General features: G+C 71.4%; 17 protein-coding genes. 9 read left to right on the top strand and 8 right to left on the bottom strand.

Annotated features, from left to right (window positions below):
• Positions 1–9: 9 nt before the first annotated feature.
• Together LCHO_RS00085 and LCHO_RS00080 are read right to left on the bottom strand one after the other, a co-directional pair.
• A complete protein-coding gene (locus tag LCHO_RS00085; RefSeq protein WP_043703639.1) occupies positions 10–3,738 on the bottom strand; it encodes a tetratricopeptide repeat protein in 3,729 nt (1,242 codons plus the stop codon).
• Positions 3,725–6,508, bottom strand: a complete 2,784-nt coding sequence (locus LCHO_RS00080) for an endo alpha-1,4 polygalactosaminidase (RefSeq protein WP_190274827.1) — start codon at positions 6,506–6,508, stop codon at positions 3,725–3,727. Before LCHO_RS00080 ends, LCHO_RS00085 begins: the two co-directional genes overlap by 14 nt.
• Before the next feature lie 365 nt (positions 6,509–6,873).
• Between LCHO_RS00080 and LCHO_RS00075 the strand changes: the two genes are divergently transcribed.
• From LCHO_RS00075 to LCHO_RS00050, 6 genes are read left to right on the top strand one after another with little or no spacing between them, the layout of a single operon-like run.
• Positions 6,874–7,737, top strand: coding sequence for a 2OG-Fe(II) oxygenase family protein (locus LCHO_RS00075; RefSeq protein ID WP_012345053.1), 864 nt, complete (start codon positions 6,874–6,876; stop codon positions 7,735–7,737).
• Positions 7,734–8,114 (top strand): nucleotide pyrophosphohydrolase, encoded by a 381-nt coding sequence (locus tag LCHO_RS00070; RefSeq protein WP_012345052.1) that lies wholly within the window; start codon positions 7,734–7,736, stop codon positions 8,112–8,114. Before LCHO_RS00075 ends, LCHO_RS00070 begins: the two co-directional genes overlap by 4 nt.
• Positions 8,115–8,134: 20 nt before the next feature.
• Complete coding sequence (locus LCHO_RS00065; RefSeq protein ID WP_043703636.1) at positions 8,135–9,202, top strand: AI-2E family transporter; 1,068 nt, start codon at positions 8,135–8,137, stop codon at positions 9,200–9,202.
• Positions 9,203–9,250: 48 nt separating this feature from the next.
• Positions 9,251–10,000 carry an MlaE family ABC transporter permease gene (locus LCHO_RS00060; RefSeq protein WP_012345050.1) on the top strand — a complete coding sequence of 250 codons (750 nt, stop codon included), beginning with the start codon at positions 9,251–9,253 and terminating at the stop codon, positions 9,998–10,000.
• 5 nt (positions 10,001–10,005) lie between these two features.
• Positions 10,006–10,980, top strand: coding sequence for an MlaD family protein (locus LCHO_RS00055; RefSeq protein ID WP_012345049.1), 975 nt, complete (start codon positions 10,006–10,008; stop codon positions 10,978–10,980).
• Entirely contained in the window at positions 10,977–11,732 is a 756-nt protein-coding gene (locus tag LCHO_RS00050; protein ID WP_223210482.1) for a hypothetical protein, read from the top strand. The genes LCHO_RS00055 and LCHO_RS00050 overlap by 4 nt, the downstream gene beginning before the upstream one ends.
• 61 nt (positions 11,733–11,793) lie before the next feature.
• Here LCHO_RS00050 and mepK read toward each other — a convergent pair whose 3' ends face one another.
• Both mepK and LCHO_RS00040 read right to left on the bottom strand, forming a co-directional pair.
• Entirely contained in the window at positions 11,794–12,411 is a 618-nt protein-coding gene (gene mepK, locus LCHO_RS00045; RefSeq protein ID WP_012345047.1) for a peptidoglycan L,D-endopeptidase MepK, read from the bottom strand.
• 49 nt (positions 12,412–12,460) lie between these two features.
• Positions 12,461–14,011 carry a L,D-transpeptidase family protein gene (locus LCHO_RS00040; protein ID WP_012345046.1) on the bottom strand — a complete coding sequence of 517 codons (1,551 nt, stop codon included), beginning with the start codon at positions 14,009–14,011 and terminating at the stop codon, positions 12,461–12,463.
• 104 nt (positions 14,012–14,115) lie between these two features.
• On the opposite strand from LCHO_RS00040, the gene LCHO_RS00035 reads away from it, so the two are divergent.
• From LCHO_RS00035 to nhaR, 3 genes are read left to right on the top strand one after another with little or no spacing between them, the layout of a single operon-like run.
• Positions 14,116–15,318, top strand: a complete 1,203-nt coding sequence (locus LCHO_RS00035) for a PAS domain-containing protein (protein ID WP_012345045.1) — start codon at positions 14,116–14,118, stop codon at positions 15,316–15,318.
• Positions 15,319–15,367: 49 nt separating this feature from the next.
• Positions 15,368–15,682, top strand: a complete 315-nt coding sequence (locus LCHO_RS00030) for a DUF2322 family protein (protein WP_012345044.1) — start codon at positions 15,368–15,370, stop codon at positions 15,680–15,682.
• Positions 15,683–15,725: 43 nt separating this feature from the next.
• Positions 15,726–16,625, top strand: coding sequence for a transcriptional activator NhaR (nhaR, locus tag LCHO_RS00025; protein ID WP_012345043.1), 900 nt, complete (start codon positions 15,726–15,728; stop codon positions 16,623–16,625).
• Between the two features lie 18 nt (positions 16,626–16,643).
• On the opposite strand, the gene LCHO_RS00020 is transcribed toward nhaR, so the two are convergent.
• The 4 genes from LCHO_RS00020 to dnaA all read right to left on the bottom strand — a co-directional run bounded on the left by LCHO_RS00020 (position 16,644) and on the right by dnaA (position 22,840).
• On the bottom strand, positions 16,644–17,156 hold the full coding sequence (locus tag LCHO_RS00020) for a TerB family tellurite resistance protein (protein ID WP_012345042.1): 513 nt from the start codon (positions 17,154–17,156) through the stop codon (positions 16,644–16,646).
• A 196-nt stretch (positions 17,157–17,352) separates the two neighbouring features.
• Positions 17,353–19,947, bottom strand: coding sequence for a DNA topoisomerase (ATP-hydrolyzing) subunit B (gyrB, locus tag LCHO_RS00015; protein ID WP_012345041.1), 2,595 nt, complete (start codon positions 19,945–19,947; stop codon positions 17,353–17,355).
• Between the two features lie 101 nt (positions 19,948–20,048).
• Positions 20,049–21,194, bottom strand: a complete 1,146-nt coding sequence (gene dnaN / locus LCHO_RS00010) for a DNA polymerase III subunit beta (protein WP_012345040.1) — start codon at positions 21,192–21,194, stop codon at positions 20,049–20,051.
• Positions 21,195–21,307: 113 nt separating this feature from the next.
• The gene (dnaA, locus tag LCHO_RS00005; protein ID WP_012345039.1) at positions 21,308–22,840 is read right to left on the bottom strand and encodes a chromosomal replication initiator protein DnaA; all 1,533 of its coding nucleotides are present in this window, start codon (positions 22,838–22,840) and stop codon (positions 21,308–21,310) included.
• Positions 22,841–22,911 lie beyond the last annotated feature (71 nt).

Genomic DNA, 22,911 nt, shown 5'->3' with positions numbered 1-22,911 from the left:
ATCGGACGATCAGAACCGCAGCGCGTAACGCAGGCCGGCCTCGCGGCCGCTGCCGCCGGCGCCGTCGCGCAGCAGGCTGACCGACAGTGCCAGCTGGTCGCCGCCGAGCAGGCTGCCGGCCAGCCCGAGGCTGGCGCCGTGGCCGACGCCGAGCTGGTCGTGGCGGGTCAGGCGCAGGTCGGCAAACGGCCGCCAGGCGCGGCTGGCGGCCTCGCGCAGCGCCACCCCCGAGCTCAGGCCGACGCCGTACAGCGCGTAACCGGCGGGCATGAAGAAACCGGCCCCGGGCACGCTGCCCGACGGGTCGAGCCGGGCGGTGGCGGCGGGCAGCACGGTGTCGGCAGCGTGGTGGCGGCGGTGGCTGCCGAACACCCGCACGGCCAGATCGGGCTGCGCCAGACGCAGCCACTGGGTGAGCGTCCATTCGAGGCCGACGCCGCCGCCCAGCCGCGGGCCGTCCTGCAGGCCGAAGGCCAGCGCCTGCAGCTCGACGTGCGCCTGCGTGGTCGGCGCGATCGGCAGGTCGACCGCCAGCAGCAGGCGGTGGCGCACGCCGGCCACCGCGAGCGCGCTGCTTTCTTCGGTCGGCTGGTTCCAGTCGATCGCGGCCTGCAGCTGCACGCCGCCATCGAGGCGGGTGCGCGCGGCCAGGGCCAGGCGGGGGGTGTCGGCCCAGGCACCGTGGCGGCCCAGGGTCAGCGTGGCCTCGCTGGCCGGGTCGATGGCGTGGCGCAGGGTCAGCAGCAGCGCCTCGGCCTGTGCGGGCACGCCGGTCAGCGCGCGCGCGTCGGTGCTGCGCAGGCCGATGCGCTCGAACTGCAGCTCGGCCTGGGTGGCAGCATCGACCGGTGCGCGCAGCAGCAGCGCGGCGACGTCGGTCTGCACGCCGCTGCGGTGCCGGGTCCAGCCCCATTCGAGCGCGCGCGGACGGGCCCAGGCCTCGTTGACCAGCGCCTCGTGCAGGGCATCGTCGTCGCGGCGACCCAGTTCGGCCACGCGCAGGTCGTGGGCCTCGGCACGGCGGCCGAGCGCGCTCAGGGCCTCGATGCGGGTCGACGCCGGCAGCGTGGCCAGGTGCCGGGTGTACAGGCGCTGCACCGCATCGAGATCGCGCTCGTGCAGCGCCAGCATCAGCGCGGCCCACGGCGGCGCCGAGAGCAGACGCGCGTAGCGTTGCCACAGCCAGACCCGCGCCGGCTCGAACTGTTCGCCCGACAGCAGCCAGCTCAGCGCCAGCTCGTCGGCAGCGGCGTCGAAGGCCGGGTCGGCGGCGGGCCCGCCTTGCTGCTGCAGCAGCCGGCGCAGCACCGCCAGGCTCGGATCACCGGGCGCGCGCGCCAGCGTCAGCCGTGCCACCTGCAGCATCACGGCGCGCGACTCGGCATCGGCCGGCGCGGCGTCGGCACTGCGCGCAGCCGGCCGTCGGCGGATCGCGTCGAGCGCCTGGCGCTGCACCGCCTCGGTCACCTGCGGCCAGTCGGCGGCCAGCAGGGCGTCGGCGTAACCGAACATCCACAGCGCATCGCCACGCCGCTCGGCGGCCTGGCGGCGCCAGAACGGCAGGGCGCGGCGCGGCTGGCCGAGCGCGCCCCAGGCGGCCGCCAGGGCCGCATCCAGGCGCGCATCGGCGGCGCCGACGGACACCGTCTCGTCGACCAGCCGGGCCAGCTCGTCGCGCTCGCCGGCCTCGATCAGCATGAAGATCAGCGTGCTGCGCAGCGCGACGTCCTGCGGCTCGGCGACCAGCGCGCGCCGCATGTCCAGGCGTGCGGCGGCGTGTTCACCACGGGCCGACTGCCACAGCGAACGCAGGTACAGGAAGGCGCTTTCGCGGCCGACCCGGGCCTGCTCGTCGGGCGTCACCGAGGCGAACAGCCGTTGCAGCTGGACCAGGTCGCGCTGCGCCCACCACAGCTCGATCGCAAGCATCAGGTGGTCGGGGCTCTGCCGGCGCCGCCAGGTCGCCTCGGCCAGCTGCGCCGCTTCGTCGGGCCGGCGCTCGCGCAGCAGCGCGATCAGGTGATCGGCCTCGTCGGCGCTGAAGTCGTCGCGCCGGGCCCGCACCTGCAGCGCCCGCAGCGCCTCGGGCTCGAGCTGCAGCGCCCAGCTCAGCTCGGCCAGCTGCCGCCAGACCTCGTCGTCGTCCTCGGGCACCCGATCGGCCAGCGGCGCGATCGCCTCGTAGGCCTGGCGCACGTCGCCGCGATCGGCGTGCAGGGTGGCCAGGCGCAGCGCACGCTCGCGGGTGACGCCGTCGCGGGCCACCAGCTGCGCCAGCGCGTCGAGGGTGGCGGGCACGTCGCCCAGGCGTTCGAGCAGGGCCACGCGGGCCTCGAGCCAGACCGTCTGCGGATCGGCGGCATCGCGTTCGCGCAGCAGCGCCAGCGCGTCCTGCGGCTGGCCGAGCTGCTCGTGCAGCGCGGCCAGCGCGAGCGTCTCGGCCTGGCTGAGCGGGCGCTGGCGGGCGATCTGCTGCCAGGCGTCGAGCAGCGTGGCGTGGTCGTTGAGCGCCGGCGCCAGGCGCAGCACCTGGGCCATCGCGTGCGCGGCCTGCGCCGGCTCGGGCGATTGCGCGGCCAGCCAGCGCCACTGCACCAGGGCGTCGGCCGGGCGGCCGTGCCACTCGGCGACCTGCGCCAGCCGTTCGCGCCAGGCCCGCAGTTCGGGCGCCCTGCGCACCGCAGCGCGCGCCACCCGAAAGGCGTCGGCCTGGTTGCCGGTGGCCAGGAAGGTCTGGTAGGCGAGCAGGTAGGTGGCCTCGTCGAACGGCCGCTGCGGGTCGCCGGCGGCGGGATCGGCGGCCGCGGCCGGCTCGGCGGCGTGGGCGCTCGGCAGCAGCGCGCCGGCCAGGCGCTCGGCCCAGCCCGGCTCGCGCACCTCGTGCCGGCTCATGCGCATCAGGCGCCGCGCGTAGGGGCCGCCGACGGCCGGCCGGTTGGCCGCCAGCGACAGCTCGATCAGGTAGCGCAGCAGCCGGTCGTCGCTGCCGACCACGCCGTCGTGCTCGCGCGCCAGCTGCAGCGCGTCTTCGAGCCGGTTGCCCGACTGCAGGATGCGCAGCGCCGCCATCAGGTGCTGGCGCCGTTCGTCGGGCGAGGCCGCGACCTGCATCGCCTCGCGGTGCAGGCCTGCCGCGCCGAGGTAGTCGCCGGCACCGAGGGCCTTGCGCACGGCGTCCTCGAAGCTGTCGGCGCCGACCGCCAGCGCCGGCCCGCCGCGGGCGTGGAACTGGCGCGCCAGTTCGGCCTCGCCGAGCTCGCTGGCGAGGCGGGCGAAATCGAGCAGCTGCTCGGGTGTCCAGTCGGCCTGCGGCAAGGTCTTCAGCTCGTGCAGGAGCTCGTCGCGCAGATGCCGGGCCGGCGCGCTGGCCGGCGCCAGCGCCGCCAGCTGGCGCTGGCGCACCTCGAGATGGAGCTGCCGGGCGCGGCGCTGCCGGGCCGGATCGGGCAGCTCGGCCAGCAGCGGGGTGAGCACCGCGTCGGCGCGCTCGAGCTGGCCGAGCGCGTGATGGCGCTCGGCCAGCAGCAGGCGCAGGTCGGCGTTGTCGGACTCGCTGCGCAGCAGGATGGTCAGGTAGTGGGCGCTGAGCGGGTCGTTGCGGGCCTCGGTGTGCAGCCGCGCGATCAGCGTGTCGCGCGGGAACAGCAGCACCAGCACCAGCGCCACCATCGCCGCCACCGAGAACAGGCCGCCGGTGGAGATGATGCGTTCGCGCAGGCTCGCGTCAGGGGCACGCAATCGTGATCGTCGCTGATCCATGGGGGTCCATTGCGTAACGGGACAGGCCGGACGGGTCGGCGGAGACCGTCACGGGCTGCGGGTCGGCGGCGACCGTGCAACGCGGTCCGTGCCGAAGGGAAAACTGCAGCGGCACCTGGGCCGCCAGGCGCAGGCGGGTGCGGCCGCCGGCGTGTTCGTGGGCCTCGACGCGACCGTTGGCGTCGACCAGCCGCGGCGCGCCGTCGCCCTGGCGGTCGAACCGCAGCCAGGCCTCGTCGGCGGCCAGGTGCAGGTAGCGCTCGCCCGCGCCGGCCAGGCCGTCGGTGCCCTCGACGGCGTCGGGCTCGGTGTAGCCGGCCAGCGCCCGGCTGCCGGCGATCTGCGGCACGCCCAGCGAGGCCGGTGCGCGCAGCTGCCGCAGCGCCTGCGCGCCGCGCACCAGGAAACCGTCGGCGCCGCGGGCGATCACGACCTGCTCGAAGTTGCGCACCCGCGCCACGTAGGCCGAGGTGAAGACCGGGTGCACCGGCTGCGCCAGCGCCCAGCGCCAGGCCTTGTGCAGCGCTTCGAGCGAGGCCTGCCGCGACGCCGCGTAGGTGTGGAAATACAGGTTGATCGGCTTGAGTCGGTAGGGCTGCCCGGTCAGCTCGAAGGTCTCGATCACGCGCTCGTAGCCGTACAGCGGCGCGGTGTAGTGGTTGGTGTAGACGTTCTCGTTCTGGTTGGGCGCATAGACCTGGAAATGCGCGCCCTTGCGCACCCCCGGCGGTGCCACCTTGGTCAGCGAGGGCTGGGCCCGCGTGATCAGCGTCTCGCCGCCGTTGATCGAGCCGATGCCGGCGCGCTCGACCGCCGCCAGCGCGGCCTCGCCCGGGTTGGTGTTGCCGCTCCACTGGTACAGGCGCACCTTCTTGCCGGCCGGCGCGAGGCGCTCCTCGATGTAGCGGATCGAGCCCGCCACCTCGCGCTCGGTGTCGAACACGTAGTCGGGCAGCTGCAGCCGGTAGCGGCCGTCGTCCCGGGCGGCGGCGGCCCGTTCCCAGTTGAAGGGGTGCGAGTAGCTGTGGCTGCCGATCTCGACGTGCGGCAGCGCGAAGATGCGCCGCGCGATCGCCTCGAGCTCGGCCGCGTGCTGCGGGTACAGGCCGTGCGGCGCGGTCTCGCCCTCGATCACCGACATCGTGGTCGGCACCCGGTAGCGCTCGAAGACCTCGCGCAGCAGCACCGCGCTGGCCATCGGCGAGCCCGGCTGGTCGCTGAAGTTGGCGAAGCCGTCGCCGTCGACATGGGCCAGCAGCAGGCGGCGGCCGGTCTCGGTGGCGAGATCGGGCACCGGCATCGGCGGCAGGGCCAGCGCCTGGCGCAGGAAGGCGATCGGATCGACCACCCAGCGCACCTCGTCGGGCCGGCTCGGCAGGCGCGCCAGGGCCTGGCCCCACAGCGCATAGCCGCCCCAGGGCGTGAAGGCGATGGCGTCCATCGTGGCGCCGCGGGCGTCGCGCAGCGTCAGCAGCGGCTGCGCGCCCGGGGGGGCGGCGAGCGGGCGGAAGCCCGCCACGGTCGGCAGCGGCGCCAGCTCGAAGCCGATCTCGCGGCCCTGCTGGCTCACGCGCACCGGCGCCAGCGGCAGCGGCGCACCCGGGCGGGTCTGCAGGCCGAAGGTCTCGGCCAGTGCCGGGCCGCTGCCCACGCCGGGCTGGCCCAGGCTGACGACCTTGATGCCCTCGGCGATCGCGCGCTTCAGGAACGCCGCCAGCGCCGGGCGGGCGCGATCGCTGTCGAAATGCGTGACGATGCCGGCGATGCGCCCGGCCAGCGGGTAGTCGGGCAGCGCATCGCGGTCGACCTGCAGGTGCTGCGGGATCAGGCCGAGGTGGAACACCGGCATGTCGACGTACTGGTGGATCACCGAGTAGGTGATGTCGGAGGCGCGCTGCATCGGCGCGTCGTGCAGCATCAGCACCCGGCGCGGCAGCACCTCGATGGCACCGAGCCCGAGCTGGTCGAGCGCCCCGTTGACGACAAAGGGCTGGAGGCCGTGCGCGGCGATGCGAGCAGCCAGTTCGCGCGCCCGTGCGCGGTCGCCGGGTGCCACATAGTCGATCGCCAGCAGCGGCAGGCCGTGCTGCTCGCGCACCTGCTCGAACTGCGCGAGCAGCCAGGCGCGGTCGTCGGCGCTCACGTCCTCGTAGCGCGCATCGACCGGGTTCCAGCGCCGGTAGAGCGACTCGGCCGCCACCATGTCGACCTGGGTGGCCACCTGCGGCAGCAGCTCGAAGCCGCGGTTGACGATCAGCCGGGCCGACGGGAAGGCCGCCCGCAGCGCCCGGATCACGCGCACCAGGCCGGCCTGCTGCAGCGCGCGTTCCTCGGCGGTGGCCGCGACCAGCTGATACGAGTCGAGCGTGTCCAGGAAGAAGCCGCGGTAGCCGCGCTGCCACTGCGGCCGCGCCACCTGCTCGACGAACCAGGCCGGCCAGTCGGCCGGGCGCTGGTCGAGCACCTCGCTGCGCCAGGAGGCGTTGTGGCCGATCCGCCAGGCCGGCGGCAGGGCGGCGTAGTGCGGCGCCTGCGGCAGCACCTCGCCGACCGACAGGTAGGCCAGCAGCTGCGTGCGCGGCATGCGCGCGCCCGCCTGCGCCAGGTCGTGGCCGTGGCCGGGTTCGAGCACCACCCAGTCGAACGCGGCCAGCTCGTCGAACGGCGGCTCGGCGCCGTAATACAGCGCGGTACTAGCAGGTAGGCGGCTGGCTGCGTGCGCGCCACCGAGCATCGGCAGCCACAGCATGCACACCCCCCACGCCACAGCCAGGATCCGGCCCACTGTCGCGCGCACGCAACCGCGGCGCCGTGCCGCGGGGGCAGCCGGCCGGTCGATGCAGGGTTGTCGTTCGATGCAGACGTGTGCGCTCATGCCAGTCGTCGCCGATGCTCCGGGGGTTGGTGGGTTGATATTGCAGAATGTGTCGACCGCCGATGCCTGCGCATGACCGGTCTGACCGTGGCGCCGGATGATGCAATCGGGAGGCGAGGTGTATCGGCTCGTCGTAACAAGTTGCGATTCGAAACCGTCAAGGCGGCACAGAAGATCAGTTCGCGCTGCCGCGTGAATGCGGCCGACCCGTACCAACCTGCGCCGGAGCTATCCACCGCATGACTCTCAGCGTCTTCCCGCTCATCGACCCTGCCGCCGCCGATGCGCCGCAGCGGTTCTGTGCCAGCCTACGCGACACCGGCTTCGCGGTCCTGGTCAACCCCCCGATCGAGGCGGCGCTGATTCAGGGGATCTACGCCGAGTGGCTGGCGTTCTTCGACAGCGAGGCCAAACACGCCTACGCGCTCGACCCGCAACGCCAGGACGGCTACGTCTCGGCGCAGGTGTCCGAGACCGCCAAGGGCCACACGCACAAGGACCTGAAGGAGTTCTTCCACCACTACCCGTGGGGCCGCTACCCGCGCGAGGTCAGCGACGCGGCGCGCCGTTACGCGGTGCAGGCCGAGGCGCTGGCGGCGCAGCTGCTCGGCTGGGTCGAGGCGCACAGCCCGCCCGAGGTGCGCGCGCGCTACAGCGAGCCGCTGCCGCAGATGATCGCGGGCAGCGAGCAGACGCTGCTGCGCATCCTGCGCTACCCGCCGCTGCGTGGCGACGAGCCGGCCGGCGCGCTGCGCTCGGCGCCACATGAAGACATCAACCTGCTGACCCTGCTGCCCGCAGCCAGCGAGCCCGGCCTGCAGGTGCGCGGCCGCGACGGCCGCTGGCTCGACGTGCCCTGCGCGCGCGACAGCACGCAGAACCTGCTGGTCATCAACATCGGCGACATGCTGCAGGAGGCCTCCGGCGGCCACTACCCGTCGACCACCCACCGCGTGGTCAACCCGCAGGGCGAAGGCGCGCGGGTGTCGCGCATCTCGCTGCCGCTGTTCCTGCATCCGCGCCCGCAGGTGCGGCTGTCGGCGCGCCACACCGCCGGCAGCTACCTGCTCGAGCGGCTGCGCGAACTGGGGCTCAAGGCATGAGCGCCCCGCTCGACGTGGCCGGCCTGCAGGCGCGCCTGCGGGTGTTCTCCGACGAGCGCGGCTGGGAGCCCTACCAGACGCCCAAGAACCTGGCGATGGCGATGGTGGTCGAGGCCGGCGAGCTGGTCGAGATCTTCCAGTGGATGAGCCCCGAGGCCTCGACCCGCGTGGCCGGGCAGCCCGCCGTGCAGCAGCACCTGAGCGAGGAAATCGCCGACGTGCTGGTCTACCTGCTGCAGATCGCCGACCGCTGCGGCGTCGACGTGGCGCAGGCGGTCGAGCGCAAGCTGCGGCTCAACGCCGCCAAGTACCCGGTCGGCCAGGCCAGCGCCTCGCTGGCCGCGGCGCGCCAGCTCGGCACCGATGAGCCGTCATGAAACCCTCCGAAAGATCCTCGATGCCCGAAAGAACCACGCCGCGCTGGCTGCACCGCACCGTGGTGGCCGGCCTGCTCGGGGCGTTGCTGCTGGTCGGCTTCGTGGTGATGCGGCCGTTCCTGGTCTCGATCGCCTGGGCGGCGATCCTGGTCTACGTCTCGTGGCCGCTGCATGTGCGCACGCTGGCGCTGCTGCGTGGCCACCGCGCCTGGGCTGCGCTGGCGATGAGCGGCGTGCTGACGCTGACGCTGGGCGTGACGCTGCTGTGGCTGGGCCTGCTGCTGCGCGGCGAGCTGATCCTGGCCTTCCGCGAGGTCACCGCCCTGCTGCAGACCGGCCCGCACCTGCCCGAGCCGATCGCCCGCATCCCGCTGCTCGGCCCGTGGCTGCAGGAGCGCCTGGCCGAGTTCGGCGGCGACCGTGCCGCGCTCAAGCTGCAGCTGACCGAGCTGGCCGAACAGTGGGCCGGCCGCACGCTGCGCATCCTCGGCGACGTCGGCGTCAACGCGCTGCTGTTCGGCGTCGCGCTGGTGACGTCGTTCTTCCTGTTCCGCGATGGCGACCGCCTGCTCGAGCAGCTGCGCCGCATCCTGCAGGGCCTGCTCGGCGAGCGGGTCGACGGCTATTTCAATGCCGTCGGCGACACCACCCGCGCGGTCGTCTACGGCCTGCTGCTGGCGGCCACGGCGCAAGGCCTGATGGCCGGGCTGGGCTATTGGGTGGCGGGCGTGAAGGCGCCGGTGTTCTGGGGCGCGGCCACCGCGGTGATCGCGCTGATCCCGTTCGGCGCGCCGCTGGTGTGGGGCTCGATCGGGCTGTGGCTGCTGCTGCAGGGCCAGCTCGGCGCGGGCATCGGCCTGCTGCTGTGGGGCGGGCTGGCGGTGAGCTGGATCGACAACCTGGTGCGGCCGATGGTCATCAGCGGCGTCGCCGACATCCCCTTCCTGCTGGTGCTGTTCGGCGTGATGGGCGGGCTGGCGGCGTTCGGCCTGATCGGGCTGTTCGTCGGCCCGGTGGTGCTGGCCGTGCTGCTGGCGCTGTGGCGCGAGTGGGCCGCGGTGATCGAGCCCGCCGCGGCGGGCCGCTAGGATGAAACAGCCCCCGCGCCCACGTCGTTCGCTGCCGGTGGTGCTGACATGCAGTGGCTGATCGGCTGGTGGCGCACCGTGCACCTGGGCGCGCTGCTGGTGGTGCTGGCGCTCACGCCGTCGAGCTACGGCGCGCACAACCGCCGCGAGATGGCGCGCCACATCGCGCTCGGCACCGGGCCGGCGCTGCTCGGGTTCACGGTGCTGACCACGCTGATCAGCCTGGTCGTGATCCGCATCGTGCTGGTGACCGCGCTCAGCTACGGCCTGAGCCAGTACGCGCTCGAGATGGTGGTGCGGGTGCTGGTGCTCGAGCTGATCCCGCTGGCCGCGGCGCTGTTCGCCGCGCTGCGCTGCACGATCCCCAACGCCGCCGAGATCGCCGCCTTGCGCGCACGCGACGGCTGGGACGCCTGGAGCCCGCAAGGCCTGCAGCGCCTGCGCAGCGAGGTGCTGCCGCGCATGGCCGCCAGCGTGTTCTGCGCGCTGCTGATGGCGGCCGTCAGCTGCGTCGTCACGCTGGTGGTGGCCTACCTGCTGGTGTACGGTTTCACCAGCGCCGGCTTCGGCGCCTACACCCACACGGTGGGGCGCGTCTTCAGCCCGGCGGTGGCGCTGATCTTCGGGCTCAAGATCGTGTTCTTCGGCCTGACCGTGGCGCTGATGCCGATCGCCTCGGCGCTCGACGCCGCACCGCGCCGGCTGGGCCGCGCCAGCGCCGAGCTGCAGGGCCTGGTGCGCATGTTCCTGGTCATCCTGCTGATCGAAGCGGCCTCGCTGGTCGGCAACTACTACTGAACGCCATGCCGGACGACCGATCACCCGACCTGCCCGCACCGCCGCCGGCCCCCGAGCCCGCGCTCGCGTTCAAGGCGACGCTGCTGCTGGCGCTGTTCGTCGCGCTGGTGGCGGGCACCGCGCTCTACCTGATGTACGCGCGCGGCACCTTCGAGCCGACCCAGCGCGTGGTGCTGGTGGCCGACGACTCCGAAGGCGTGCGGGTCGGCATGGACCTGACGTTCTCGGGCTTTCCGATCGGCCGGGTGCGCCGCATCGAGCTGGCCGCCGACGGCAGCGCCCGGGTCGTGATCGACGTGCCGCGCAAGGACGCCCACTGGCTGCGCGAGACCAGCGTGTTCACCCTCGTGCGCAGCCTCGTCGGCGGCGCCAGCCTGAAGGCCTACAGCGGCGTGCTGACCGACCCGCCGCTGGCCGACGGCGCCGAGCGCCGGGTGCTGGTGGGCGACGCCACCGCCGAGCTGCCGCGGCTGGTGTCCGACGCCCGTGCGCTGATCCAGAACCTCACCCAGCTGACCGCCGCCGACGGTGCGCTGGCCGGCAGCCTGACGCAGGTGCAGACCTTCGCCGAGCGCCTCGCCGGCCCGCGCGGTGCGGTCGGCGCGCTGCTCGGCAACGAGGCCGACGCGCGCCAGGTCAGCGCCGCGCTGGGGCGTGTCAACACGCTGCTGGCGCGGCTCGACGGCATCGCCGTCAAGGCCGACGCGCAGGTGCTCGGCCCCGACGGCGTGGTGCACGAAAGCCGCGCCGCCATCGGCCAGTTGAATGCCCTGCTCGGCGACACGCGGGCGACGCTGCAGAAGGTCGACGCCCTGCTGGTCGAGGCCCAGGCCATCGCCGGCAACGCGCGCGAGGCCACCACCGACCTCGGCGCGCTGCGCAGCGAGGTCGACGCCACGCTGCGCAAGGTCGAACAACTGGTCGACGAGCTGAACCGCAAATGGCCGTTCGCGCGCGACACGGAGCTGAAGCTGCGATGACCGACACCCCGCGATCCCGTCCTCGACCGCAACCGGCCTCTCAATCGCACCGGCGCCACCGCGGCATGGCGCGGGCGGCGCTGTCATCGGCCGTGCTGCTGCTGGCCGCCTGCGCCGGCGGGCCGCCGCCGCCGGCCTGGCAGGGCAACGCCCGCCAGGCGCTCGACCGCGCGGTCGAGGCCCACCTGTCGGGCGACAGCCGGGCCGAGGCGCAGGACTTCGCGCGGGCGCGCAGCGAGATCGCCCGCACCGGCAACCCGGCGCTGATGGCTCGCGCCGAGCTGATCCGCTGCGCCGCCCAGGTCGCCGGGCTGATGTTCGGGCCCTGCGAGGGCTTCGAGCGCCTGCGTGCCGATGCCGACCCGGCCGGGCGCGCCTACGCCGACCACCTGGCCGCGATGCCGCTGTCGGCCGACGACATCGCGCACCTGCCGTCGGCCCAGCGCGATGCCGCCGCGGCGGTGGCGTCGGCGCGGCGTGGTGGGCGCAGCGCACCCGGCCCGTCCGCCGCCAGCCTGCAGAAGATCGACGATCCGCTGGCGCGGCTGATCGCGGTGGCGGTGCTGTTCCAGGCCGGCCAGGCGAGCCCGGCGGTGATCGCGGTGGCGGCCGATACCGCGTCGGCACAAGGCTGGCGGCGGCCCTTGCTGGCCTGGCTGAACGTGCAGGCGCAGCGGGCCGAAAACGCCGGCGACAGCGCCGAGGCACAGCGCCTGCGGCGGCGCATCGAGCTGGTCCGGAACGACCGCTGACGGGGCCGTCGGCGTCGCATCACCCGGGTCGCATCACCCGGGTCGCGTCACCCGCGCCACATCACCAGCGGCGCACCGGGCCGTTGTCGAGGTGCACGAACTGCTGGCCCGGGTAATAGCCGACGCCGCCCGCGCCCAGCGACAGCGCCGCGTCGCGCAGATCGGCCAGTGGCACGCCGGGCAGGCGCACGTCGATCGCGCGGCCGTCCATGTGCAGGCTGCGCTTGGCGACGCCGCCGCCGCCGCGGGTCAGGCGCAGCGTGTTGTTGGTCTCGGGGCAGCGGTAGCCCGAGATCACCTGGAACGGCTGCGCCGCGCCGAGCACCTGGTGCAGGCGGTGCAGCTGGTCGAACAGCGGCGGCGCGATCGTGCCGACCTGGCCGCTGTAGTGGTCACGCAGGAAGTGGTTCAGCGCCCCCAGCGCCTCGGGCACGTAGCGGTCGTCGACCGCATAGGCCAGCGCAATGCGCTCGCCGGTGTGGGTGTGGTGCAGGGCCAGCTCGCGCGCGCCACCCAGGCCGGTCGCGGCGCTCGTGCGGGCCGGTGCCGCCAGCGCGACCGGCACGGCACCAGCCAGCGCCAGCGCACCCGCATGGCGCAGGAACCGGCGACGTGTGGCGGGGCGGGCGTGGGCGTGCGCGTGGGCGTGAACGGGGGGATGGGGGCGGTGGTACTGCATGGTGCCGCGGATTCTGTCACCCGGCCAGTACCCGCCCGCCACGCTCGGGTTAGCGCCGGCGACGCTTGCGCAGGGCCTCGTCGAGCAGCTGGTCGTTGCCGTAGACGTCGGCCAGGAAATGCGGCCGCCCCTGCCTGACCAGCACCGTGCCGTAGGCGATCAGCACCGGCACCGGCCGGTCCAGCCGCAGGGTGCGCGATTGGCCGCGCGCCATCGCCTCGACGATGCGGGCCTCGTCCCATCCGGGCTGATCCTGCAGCACGAACTTCGCCAGCGCCACCGGCTCCTGGACGCGGATGCAGCCGTGGCTGAAATCGCGCCGGTCGCGCTCGAACAGGCCGGGCGACGGCGTGTGGTGCAGGTAGATCGCGTCGTTGTTCGGAAACACGAACTTGATGTCGCCCAGCGCGTTGTTCGGCCCGGGCCGCTGGCGGATGCGCAGCTCGCCGCGCAGCACCGCGTCGAGCTGTTCGTCGCCGAAGCCGGCCGAGACCCGGCCGTCGCGGCCGACGAACTCGAAACCCTGGCGCGTGAAGTAGGCCGGCTCGCTCTGCAGCCGCGGCACCAGCTCGGCACCGGCGATCGAGCGCGGCACGTTCCAGTAGGGGCTGAACTCGATGAAGCGCATCTCCTCGGTGAACAGCGGCGTCGGGGTGTCGAGTGCCTTGCCGACGATCACCTTCATCTCGAGCCGGACGTCGATGCGGTCGTCGCGGGTCTCGTAGGCGCGCAGCACGAACTCGGGCACGTTGACGACGATCATGCGCGGGCCCAGCTGCAGCGGCGTCCAGCGCAGGCGCTCGAGCGTCAGCGCGATCTGGCGGGCGCGCTGCGCCGGGGTGACGGCCAGCGCGGCCAGCGTGGCGCGGCCGACGACGCCGTCGTCGCCCAGGCCGTGGCGGCGCTGGAAGGCCTGCACCGCCGCGACCAGCGCGCCTTCGTGACGCACCGGCACCGGCACATCGGCCGGAAGGTCACCCAGCACCTGCAGCCGCCCGGCCAGCAGCGGCAGGCCGTCCCAGGCCTGCAGCGGCTCGAGCTTGCGCCCGCGCAGCGGCGGCAGCTTCTGCGCCCAGGCGGGGTGCTCGCCGAGCGCGCGGTACTGCGCCAGCGCCTGGCGCAGCTGCTCGTACAGCGGCAGGCGCGGCGCCGCCTCGCGCACCGCCTGCGGCAGGCGTTGTCCGGCCAGCGCGGCGCCCAGCACGGCGGCCGGATCGAAGGCCGCGCCACGCGGCACGTCGAAGCGGGCGTGGACCTGCCGCGGGGCGATGCGCCCGTCGTGCAGATCGGCCAGGAAGCGCTGCATCGCCGCACTCAGGGCATCGCCCAGGCCCGACTGCGCCGCCGCATCGAGCCCCGGGCCCTGCGCCGCCAGCGCGACCGCGCGCTGCAGGGCCGCGGCGTCGTAGTCCTGCGGCTCCAGGCCGTCGGAGGCGGCATCGGCCAGCAGGGCCACCGCCTGCTGCGCCTGTGCGCCCGGGCGTCCGCCGTCGAACCACGCCGACGCCATCACCGCATCGGCCGTGCCGGCGCCGCCGAGCCCGGCCACGGCGATGCACAGCACGAAGACCAGGCGGCGACCGGTGGGCAGGATGTTCATGCGTCGGCAGTGTGGCAGCGCGCGGATTCGTGGCAAGGTCGGATCCGGGGCGATCATCGAAAATCGCCAGACCGCTCCGGTCGTCACCGGCGCTCGAGGAGTTCATGTTGCACGAAGGTTCGGAGTCGCCCGAGAGACGCGGTGCGTTGCGCCTCGCCTTGGGCATCGGCGCGGCCTATGCGGCGTTCGGGATCGCCTGGATCCTGTTGTCGGACGCGGCCGTGTCGGCGGTGTCGACCGAGCCCGGCTGGCTCGAGGTGGCGCAGCGCTACAAGGGCCTGTTCTACGTGCTGATCACGGCCGTCGGCCTGGCGGTGCTGGTACGGTCGGGTCATCTGCGGCTGATGCGGGCCGACCGGCAGGCGCGCTCGAGCGAACTGCGCGTGCAGGACCTCTTCATGCGCCACCCGCAGCCGATGTGGCTGCTCGACTCGCGCGGCCTGGCGTTCCTGAAGGTCAACGACGCGGCGATCCTGCACTACGGCTACAGCGCCGACGAGTTCGGGCGCATGACGCTGGCCGACATCCGCGCGCCCGAGGACCTCGCGCACCGGCACGAGCCGGCCGGCTCGTCGCTGCAGGGCTCGCCCGATGTCGGCGTGGTGCGGCACCGCAAGAAGTCGGGCGAGGTGATCTACGCGCAGGTCAGCGTGCATCCGGTGCCCTTCGACGGCGGCACCGCCGTGATGGCGATGGCCATCGACATCACGCGCGACATGCTGCTCAAGCAGGCGATGGAAAACCAGGAGCAGCAGTTCCGCCAGCTGCACCAGAGCCTCGGCGAGGTGCTGTGGCTGGCCAGCGCCGACGGCGGCAACGTGCTGTACGTGAGCCCGGCGATCGAGCGCATCTACGGCGTCAGCAGCGACGAATTCCTGCGCCGGCCGGGCCTGTGGCTCGCGTGCGTCCACCCGGACGACCGCGCGCTGGCGACCGCGTCGGGCGCGCGGCTGAAGACCGAAGGCCGATCGAGCGCCGAGTACCGCATCGTGCGACCCGACGGCAGCGTGCGCTGGATCTCCGACCGCAAGAACGTGATCGTCGACGAACAGGGCCACACGCGCATGATCGGCGGCATCGCCGAGGACATCACCGCCATCAAGGACACCGAAGAGACGCTGCGCCACCAGGCCGAGGAACTGGCCCGCCGCAATGCCGAACTCGAGCGCTTCAACCAGGCGACGGTGGGGCGCGAGATCGACATGATCGAGCTCAAGCGCGAGATCAACCGGCTTCTGCAGCAGGCCGGCCAGCCGCCGCGCCACACGCTGGCCTTCCTGGACCCGCCCGGCCCGCCGCAGCCCTGAGCGGCGCTGGCGACAATGCCGGTCCCTGTCACTTCCGTCTCGCCGCGCCATGACCTTCGCCGACACCCTGAAACAGCTGCCCCCGGTGGCGCATCTCGCCGGCCTGCAACTGCTCGATGCCGCGGGCCAGGTGGTGGCCACGCTCGAGAACCGGCCCGGCCAGGCCGGCTCGGTGGCGGTCTATGCCGCGCTGGCGCAGCGCCACGGTGCCATCACGCCGGCCGCCGCAGTCGAAGGGCTGCAGCTGTACGCCGAGCACACCGCAGACGCGCACGCGCATCCGGGCAGACATCCCAACATCGACCGGCTGATCGGCTGCATCGCGCAGGCCGCGACCTACACGGTGCGGCTGCTGCCGGCCTGAGCGGGCGACTGGCCAAACGCCCGCGTCGCCGCATTGCCGCGCCATGCTCAATTTCAAGCACCTGCACTACTTCTGGGTCGCCGCCAAGGCCGGCGGCATCGTGCGCGCCGGTGAACAGCTGCACATCACCCCGCAGACCCTGTCGGCGCAGATCAAGCAGCTGGAAGAACGGCTGGGCTGCGCGCTCTTTCGCAAGCAGGGCCGGGGGCTGGAGCTGACCGACGAGGGGCGGGTCGCGCTCGGTTACGCCGATCAGCTGTTCGCCATCGCCGACGAACTGGAGACGGTGATCGGCAGCACGCGCAGCGGCCAGCAAGTGCTGAGCTTTCGGGTCGGCATCGCCGACTCGGTGCCCAAGGCGATCGCCTACCGCCTCATCGAGCCGGCGCTGGACGCCGCGGCGCACGTGCGGCTGATCTGCCATGAAGGCAAGTTCCAGGATCTGCTGGCGCAGCTGGCGGTGCACCGGCTCGACCTCGTGATCGCCGACGAGCCGATGGGCCGCCAGCTCAGCATCCGGGCCTTCAACCACACGCTCGGCTCCACGGCGACGAGCTTCTTCGCCACGCCGGAACTGGCGCGCCAGCTCCAGGGCCCGTTTCCGCAGTGCCTGGACGGTGCGCCGATGCTGCTGCAGGGGCCGGCCTCGGCCATGCGGCGCCGGCTCGACACCTGGCTGGCCGAGCAGCACCTGCGGCCGCGCGCGATCGCCGAGTTCGACGACGCCGCGCTGATGAAGGCCTTCGGCAGCGAGGGCCGCGGCGTGTTCATGTCGCCCACCGTGCTGGAGGCCGAGACGCAGGCGCAGTACGGCGTCGACACCATCGGCCGCACCGAGGAACTGGTGGAGGAGTTCTACGCCATCTCGGCCGAGCGGCGCATCACGCATCCCTGCGTGGTGGCCGTCACCAGCGCCGCGCGCGGCAAGCTGCTGCGCGGGTGAACGGCGGGCCTGCCCGCGTCAGGCGGGCACGCTGAGCTTGACCTGATAGCCCGAACTGTTCTTCGGGTGGTCCTGCTTGGTGAAGACGGAACGGTCGTTCTTCAGCACGATCACCTCGAAGAAGGGCTGGAAGCGGGTCTCCGACACGCCGAAGGCCTGCATGAACTTGGCGAACACCGCCTGCTCCTCGGGCTCGGGCTGGCCATCCGAGAGCGACGAGTCGATCATGTTCACGAGGATGCACATCTTCTGCGCGTCGCTCAGCAGGGGAGTGGCTTCCTTCAGGAAGAACTCGACCGGGTTCTTCCTGCGGTACTTGAGCGCATTGTCCAGAAGGGCCTGGTTCTGGGCGCCGACCCCCACCGTGCCATCGGCACTGGACTGCCCGCCCAGGACGGACAGCAGGTGGCCGATCTCTTCATGATCCATCTCGCCGTCGGCGGACATCATGTACAGCAGGCTGGTGGCGAGCGCGAGGTGAGGCGTCATCTTGTCGCCCGAATCGCTCTTGAACATGTCGAAAAGACCCAATTCATTCTCCTGAGTTGATCAAACGGATCACCACCTGCGTGGCTGGCGAAGCCGACTTCCCGGCAGCGCGCAAACCCTATTCTTGGGCCCCGGACACTTCGAGACAATGCGTGCTTTTCGATCCATGAGTTCGAGAAAAACGCATCGATGCTGCACGCCGCTCGACGCTCACCAGGCTGGGGATCCAGCACACGGGTCACACGTCGATGTTCGCCGCCCTCAACGCATTGCTCTCGATGAAATCCCGCCGCGGCTCCACCTCGTCGCCCATCAGCATCGTGAACACCTTGTCGGCCTCGATCGCGTCTTCGATCTGCACGCGCAGCAGGCGGCGCACGGTCGGGTCCATCGTCGTTTCCCAGAGCTGGCCGGGATTCATCTCGCCCAGGCCCTTGTAGCGCTGGCGGCCGACGCTCGATTCGGCCTGCTGCATCAGCCAGGCCATCGCGACGCGGAAGTCGCCGGCCTTGGCGGTCTTCTGCTTGTCACCCTCGCCGCGCTTGACGGTGGCGTCGTCGGCCAGCAGGCCCTTGAAGGTGATGCCGGCGCGGCTGAGCGCCTCGTAGTCGGCGCCGTGCACGAAGTCCTGCGTGATGACGCTGCTCTTGATGTTGCCGTGGTGGCGGCGGCTGATGCGCAGGTGGTGCTTGTCGGTGCGGGCGTCGTATTCGGCGGCCACCTCGGCCGAACTACCAACCGCAAGCAGCGCGCCGGCCAGGGCCACGGCGCTGGCTTCGGCTTTCTGTGCGTCGTCGAGGTCGAGCGTCAGGCCGTCGCTGATGGCACGCAGCGCTTCGATGTCCATCCAGTTCGACAGCCGCGCGATCACGTTGCTGGCCTGCACGTATTGGCGGGCGAGCTCTTCGAGCGCGGCCCCGGTGATCGCGGGCTTGCCGGCACCGGGTTCGACCGTGGCGCCGTCGATCGCGACCTTGAGCAGGTAGGCGTCGAGCTCGCTGCCGTCCTTCAGGTACTGCTCGTGCTTGCCGTGCTTGACCTTGTAGAGCGGCGGCTGGGCGATGTAGATGTTGCCGCGCTCGACCAGGTCGGGCATCTGGCGGAAGAAGAAGGTCAGCAGCAGGGTGCGGATGTGGGCGCCGTCGACGTCGGCGTCGGTCATGATGATGATGCGGTGGTAGCGCAGCTTGTCGGGGTTGAAGTCGTCCCCGCCCATGCCCTTGCCGATGCCGGTGCCCAGCGCGGTGATCAGCGTCAGGATCTCGTTGCTGGTCAGCAGCTTCTCGTAGCGCGCCTTCTCGACGTTCAGGATCTTGCCGCGCAGCGGCAGGATGGCCTGGAACTTCCGGTCGCGGCCCTGCTTGGCCGAGCCGCCGGCGGAGTCGCCCTCCACCAGGTAGATCTCGCACAGCGACGGGTCCTTCTCCTGGCAGTCGGCCAGCTTGCCGGGCAGGCCCATGCCGTCGAGCACGCCCTTGCGGCGCGTCATCTCGCGCGCCTTGCGGGCGGCGTCGCGGGCGCGCGCGGCGTCGACGATCTTGCTGCAGATGGTCTTGGCGTCGGTCGGGTTCTCGAGCAGCCAGTCGGTCAGCAGGCGGCTGACGATGTCCTCGACCGGCGCGCGCACTTCGCTCGACACCAGCTTGTCCTTGGTCTGGCTCGAGAACTTGGGCTCGGGCACCTTGACGCTGACGACGCAGGCCAGACCCTCGCGCATGTCGTCGCCGGTGATCTCGACCTTGGCCTTCTTGGCGATGTCGTTGTCGTCGATGTACTTGTTGATGACACGCGTCATCGCCGCACGCAGGCCGGTCAGGTGGGTGCCGCCGTCACGCTGCGGGATGTTGTTGGTGAAGCAGAGCACGTTCTCGTTGTAGCTCTCGTTCCACTGCATCGCCACTTCGACGCCGACGTTGGTCTGGTTGTCGCTCATCTTGTCGCCGCGGGCGTGGAAGATGTTGCCGTGCAGGACCTTCTTGCCCTTGTTGACGAACTCGACGAAGCCCTTGACACCGCCGGCGTAGGCGAAGTTGTCTTCCTTGTTGTTGCGCTCGTCGACCAGGCGGATCTTGACGCCGTTGTTCAGGAACGAGAGTTCGCGCAGCCGCTTGCTGAGGATCTCGTAGTGGAAGTCGATGTTCGAGAAGATCGTGTGGTCGGGCAGGAAGTGCACCTCGGTGCCGCGCTTGTCGGTCTCGCCGATGACCTTCATCGGGCTCACCTCGAAGCCGTCGCGCCGTTCCAGCACCCGGTCTTGCGGGATGCCCTGGCGGAACTCCATGAAATGCGCGCGGCCGTCGCGGCGCACCGTCAGGCGCAGCCAGGTCGACAGGCCGTTGACGCAGGAGACGCCCACGCCGTGCAGGCCGCCCGAGACCTTGTAGCTGTTCTGGTTGAACTTGCCACCCGCGTGCAGCTCGGTCAGCGCGATCTCGGCGGCACTGCGCTTGGGCTCGTGCTTGTCGTCCATCTTGACGCCGGTCGGGATGCCGCGACCGTTGTCGATGACGGAAATCGAGTTGTCGGTGTGGATGGTGACGATGATGTCGTCGCAGTGGCCGGCCAGGGCCTCGTCGATCGAGTTGTCGACCACCTCGAACACCAGGTGGTGCAGGCCGGTGCCGTCGCTGGTGTCGCCGATGTACATGCCCGGGCGCTTGCGCACCGCTTCCAGGCCTTCGAGGATCTGGATCGAGTCGGAGCCGTAGGCCGCCGACGCTTCCGCCCCGGTCGAGACCGGCACGCCTTCGACGTCAGGCAGATCGCGGCGCGTCACGCCGTCGGCATCGGCGCTGCCGTTGGGTTCCTGGGGGAGGCTTTTCGGGTCGGTCATGGGGCTTGCTCAGTCGGTGCCGGCACGGCGTGCGGGCCCTTGTAAAAACGCGGAAGCGGGCCCGTGCCCGCTTGTGTGTGAGATGAAGCTGGGCGCGGCGCTCAAATCCGCATCGGCATCACGACGTACTTGAAGCCGCTGCGCTCGGGCACGGTGATCAGCGCCGAGCTGCTGGCGTCCTGCAGCGACAGCGTCACCATGTCCTCGTTGACGTTGGCCAGCACGTCCATCAGGTAGGTGACGTTGAAGCCGATCTCGATGGCGTCGCCGCCGTAGTCGATCTCGAGCTCTTCCTTGGCTTCTTCCTGCTCGGCATTGCTGGAGGCGATGCGCAAGGTGCCGGGCTCGAAGTTGACGCGCACGCCCTTGAACTTCTCGCTCGTCAGGATCGCGGCGCGCTGCAGGCTGGCCAGCAGCGGCGCACGGCCGAGCGTGACGTGGTTCTTGTGGTTGCGCGGGATGACGCGGTTGTAGTCGGGGAACTTGCCCTCGACCAGCTTGGTGACGAACTCCATGCCGCCGAAGCTGAACTTGGCCTGGTTGTCGGCAAAGCGCATCTCGATGCGCGGCTCTTCGGCGCCTTCCTGCTTGGCGGCTTCCTTGCTGGCCTTGTCGTCCTTCAAGAGGCGCTGCAGTTCGAGCACGGTCTTGCGCGGCAGGATCACCTCCTGCTTCGGGATCTCGGCTTCGAGCGTGGCCTGGGCGAGCGCCAGGCGGTGGCCGTCGGTGGCCACCAGCGTCAGCGTCTTGCCTTCGGCGACGAACAGGATGCCGTTGAGGTAGTAGCGGATGTCGTGCACCGCCATCGCGAAGTGCACCTGGTCGATCAGGCTCTTGAGCGTCTTCTGCGGCACGCTGAAGGCGGGGCCGAAGTCGGCGGCTTCCTGCACCAGCGGGAAGTCGTCGGCCGGCAGCGTCTGCAGCGTGAAACGGCTCTTGCCGCCTTGCAGCGTGAGCTTGTTCTGCGCCGCGGTCAGCGTCACGATCTGGTCGGACGGCAGCATGCGCAGGATGTCGATCAGCTTGCGCGCGCCGACCGTGGTGCTGAAGGCGCTTTCGTCACCACCCAGTTCGGCGGCGGTGCGGACCTGGATTTCCAGGTCGCTGGTCGTCAGTTCGGTGCGGCCGCCGCTCTTGCGGATCAGCACGTTGGCCAGGATCGGAAGGGTGTGGCGTCGCTCGACGATGCCGGAAACCGCTTGCAGGGCGCCCAGAACCTGTTCCTGCGCTGCTTTCAGGACGATCATGTCGGTGTCTCACCAGTGTCGTTGTGTGGGTGCGGGCCCGGAGGCCGCATCGGCTCACGGCGCCCCTCGGGCGCGCGCGTGAATCCGCTATTTTCGCCTGAATTGAAGGCGTTTCAGCCTTTGAGCGTCTGCTCGAGCACGTGCAGCTGCTGATTCAGTTCGGTGTTCTTCTGGCGCTCGCCGCCGATCTTGCGCACCGCGTGCAGCACCGTCGTGTGATCACGCCCGCCGAACAGCTCGCCGATCTCGGGCAGGCTCTTCTGCGTCATCTCCTTGGCCAGGTACATCGCGATCTGGCGCGGCCGCGCGATCGAGGCCGGGCGCTTCTTGCTGTACATGTCGGCGATCTTGATCTTGTAGAAGTCGGCCACCGTCTTCTGGATGTTCTCGACCGAGACCTGGCGGTTCTGGATCGACAGCAGGTCCTTGAGCGCCTCGCGCGCCAGGTTGATGCTGATTTCCTTGTGGCTGAAGCGGCTGTAGGCCAGCACCTTGCGCAGCGCGCCTTCGAGCTCGCGCACGTTGGCGCGCACGTTCTTGGCCACGAAGAAGGCCACGTCCTCGGGCATGCGGCTGCCTTCGGCGTCGGACTTCTTCATCAGGATGGCCACCCGCATCTCGAGTTCGGGCGGCTCGATCGCCACCGTCAGGCCGGCGTCGAAGCGGCTGGTCAGGCGCTCGTCGATGTCCACCAGCCCCTTGGGGTAGGTGTCACTGGTCATGATGATGTGCGCGCGCTTGGCCAGCAGGGCCTCGAAGGCGTTGAAGAATTCTTCTTGCGTGCGGTCCTTGCCGGCGAAGAACTGCACGTCGTCGATCAAGAGCAGGTCGAGCGAGTGGTACTTGGCCTTGAGCTCGTCGAAGGTCTTGCGCTGGTAGTTGCGCACCACGTCGGAGATGAACTGCTCGGCATGCAGGTAGAGCACGCGGGCGTCGGGGTTGTCGCGGATCAGCGCATTGCCCACCGCGTGGATCAGGTGGGTCTTGCCCAGGCCGACGCCGCCGTAGATGAACAGCGGGTTGTACATGTGGCCGGGGGCGCCGACCACGTGCAGCGCGGCGGTGCGCGCCATCTGGTTGGCGCGGCCGGGCACCAGGGTGTCGAAGGTCAGGGCCGGATTGAGTCGACCGCGACTGACCGCCGGCGACAGGGTCGGGGCGACCGGCAGCGTGCTGGTGCCGACCGGGCCGCCGGGTTCGCCCACGCGCGGCGCGGCGCGGCCATTGGCGCTGCCGCCGGGTGTCGGCACGACCGACTGCGGATCGTGCCGCGCCGTGGCGGCCGCGTGCAGCGCGGCGCCGATGGCCATCGGCGATTGCGTCGGCTGGGGGGCGGCCCCGGCCTGAGCCGCAGGCGCCGCCGCCATGCCCTGGGCACGCGCCACCGCATCACGCGGCAGCAGCGAAAGCTCCAGGCGCACCGGCTTGCCAGCCAGTTCGCTGAGCGTGGCCTCGATGCGCGAACCGTATTGCGCGCGGATCCAGTCGAGCTTGAAACGATTGGGCACACGCAAGCCGACCAGCACCCCGTCGCCCGCCAGCGTGACGTCGGCGGGTGGCAGGGGCCTGATCCAGGTGTTGAATTGCTGCTCGGGCAGCTCGGCGGCCAGACGCTCGCAGCCTCGCTCCCACAGATCCGTGTGCATGTTCTTGTATGTGGATAACTTTTCCGAAGGGGGGCGATTGTAGCCACAGGCCGGTCCGCGAGAGGTGGGTT

This window comes from Leptothrix cholodnii SP-6 (assembly GCF_000019785.1).
Lineage (GTDB): Bacteria > Pseudomonadota > Gammaproteobacteria > Burkholderiales > Burkholderiaceae_C > Sphaerotilus > Sphaerotilus cholodnii.
The sequence above is the reverse complement of the archived record's forward strand: the minus strand, read 5'-3'. Positions and strand labels throughout refer to the sequence as shown.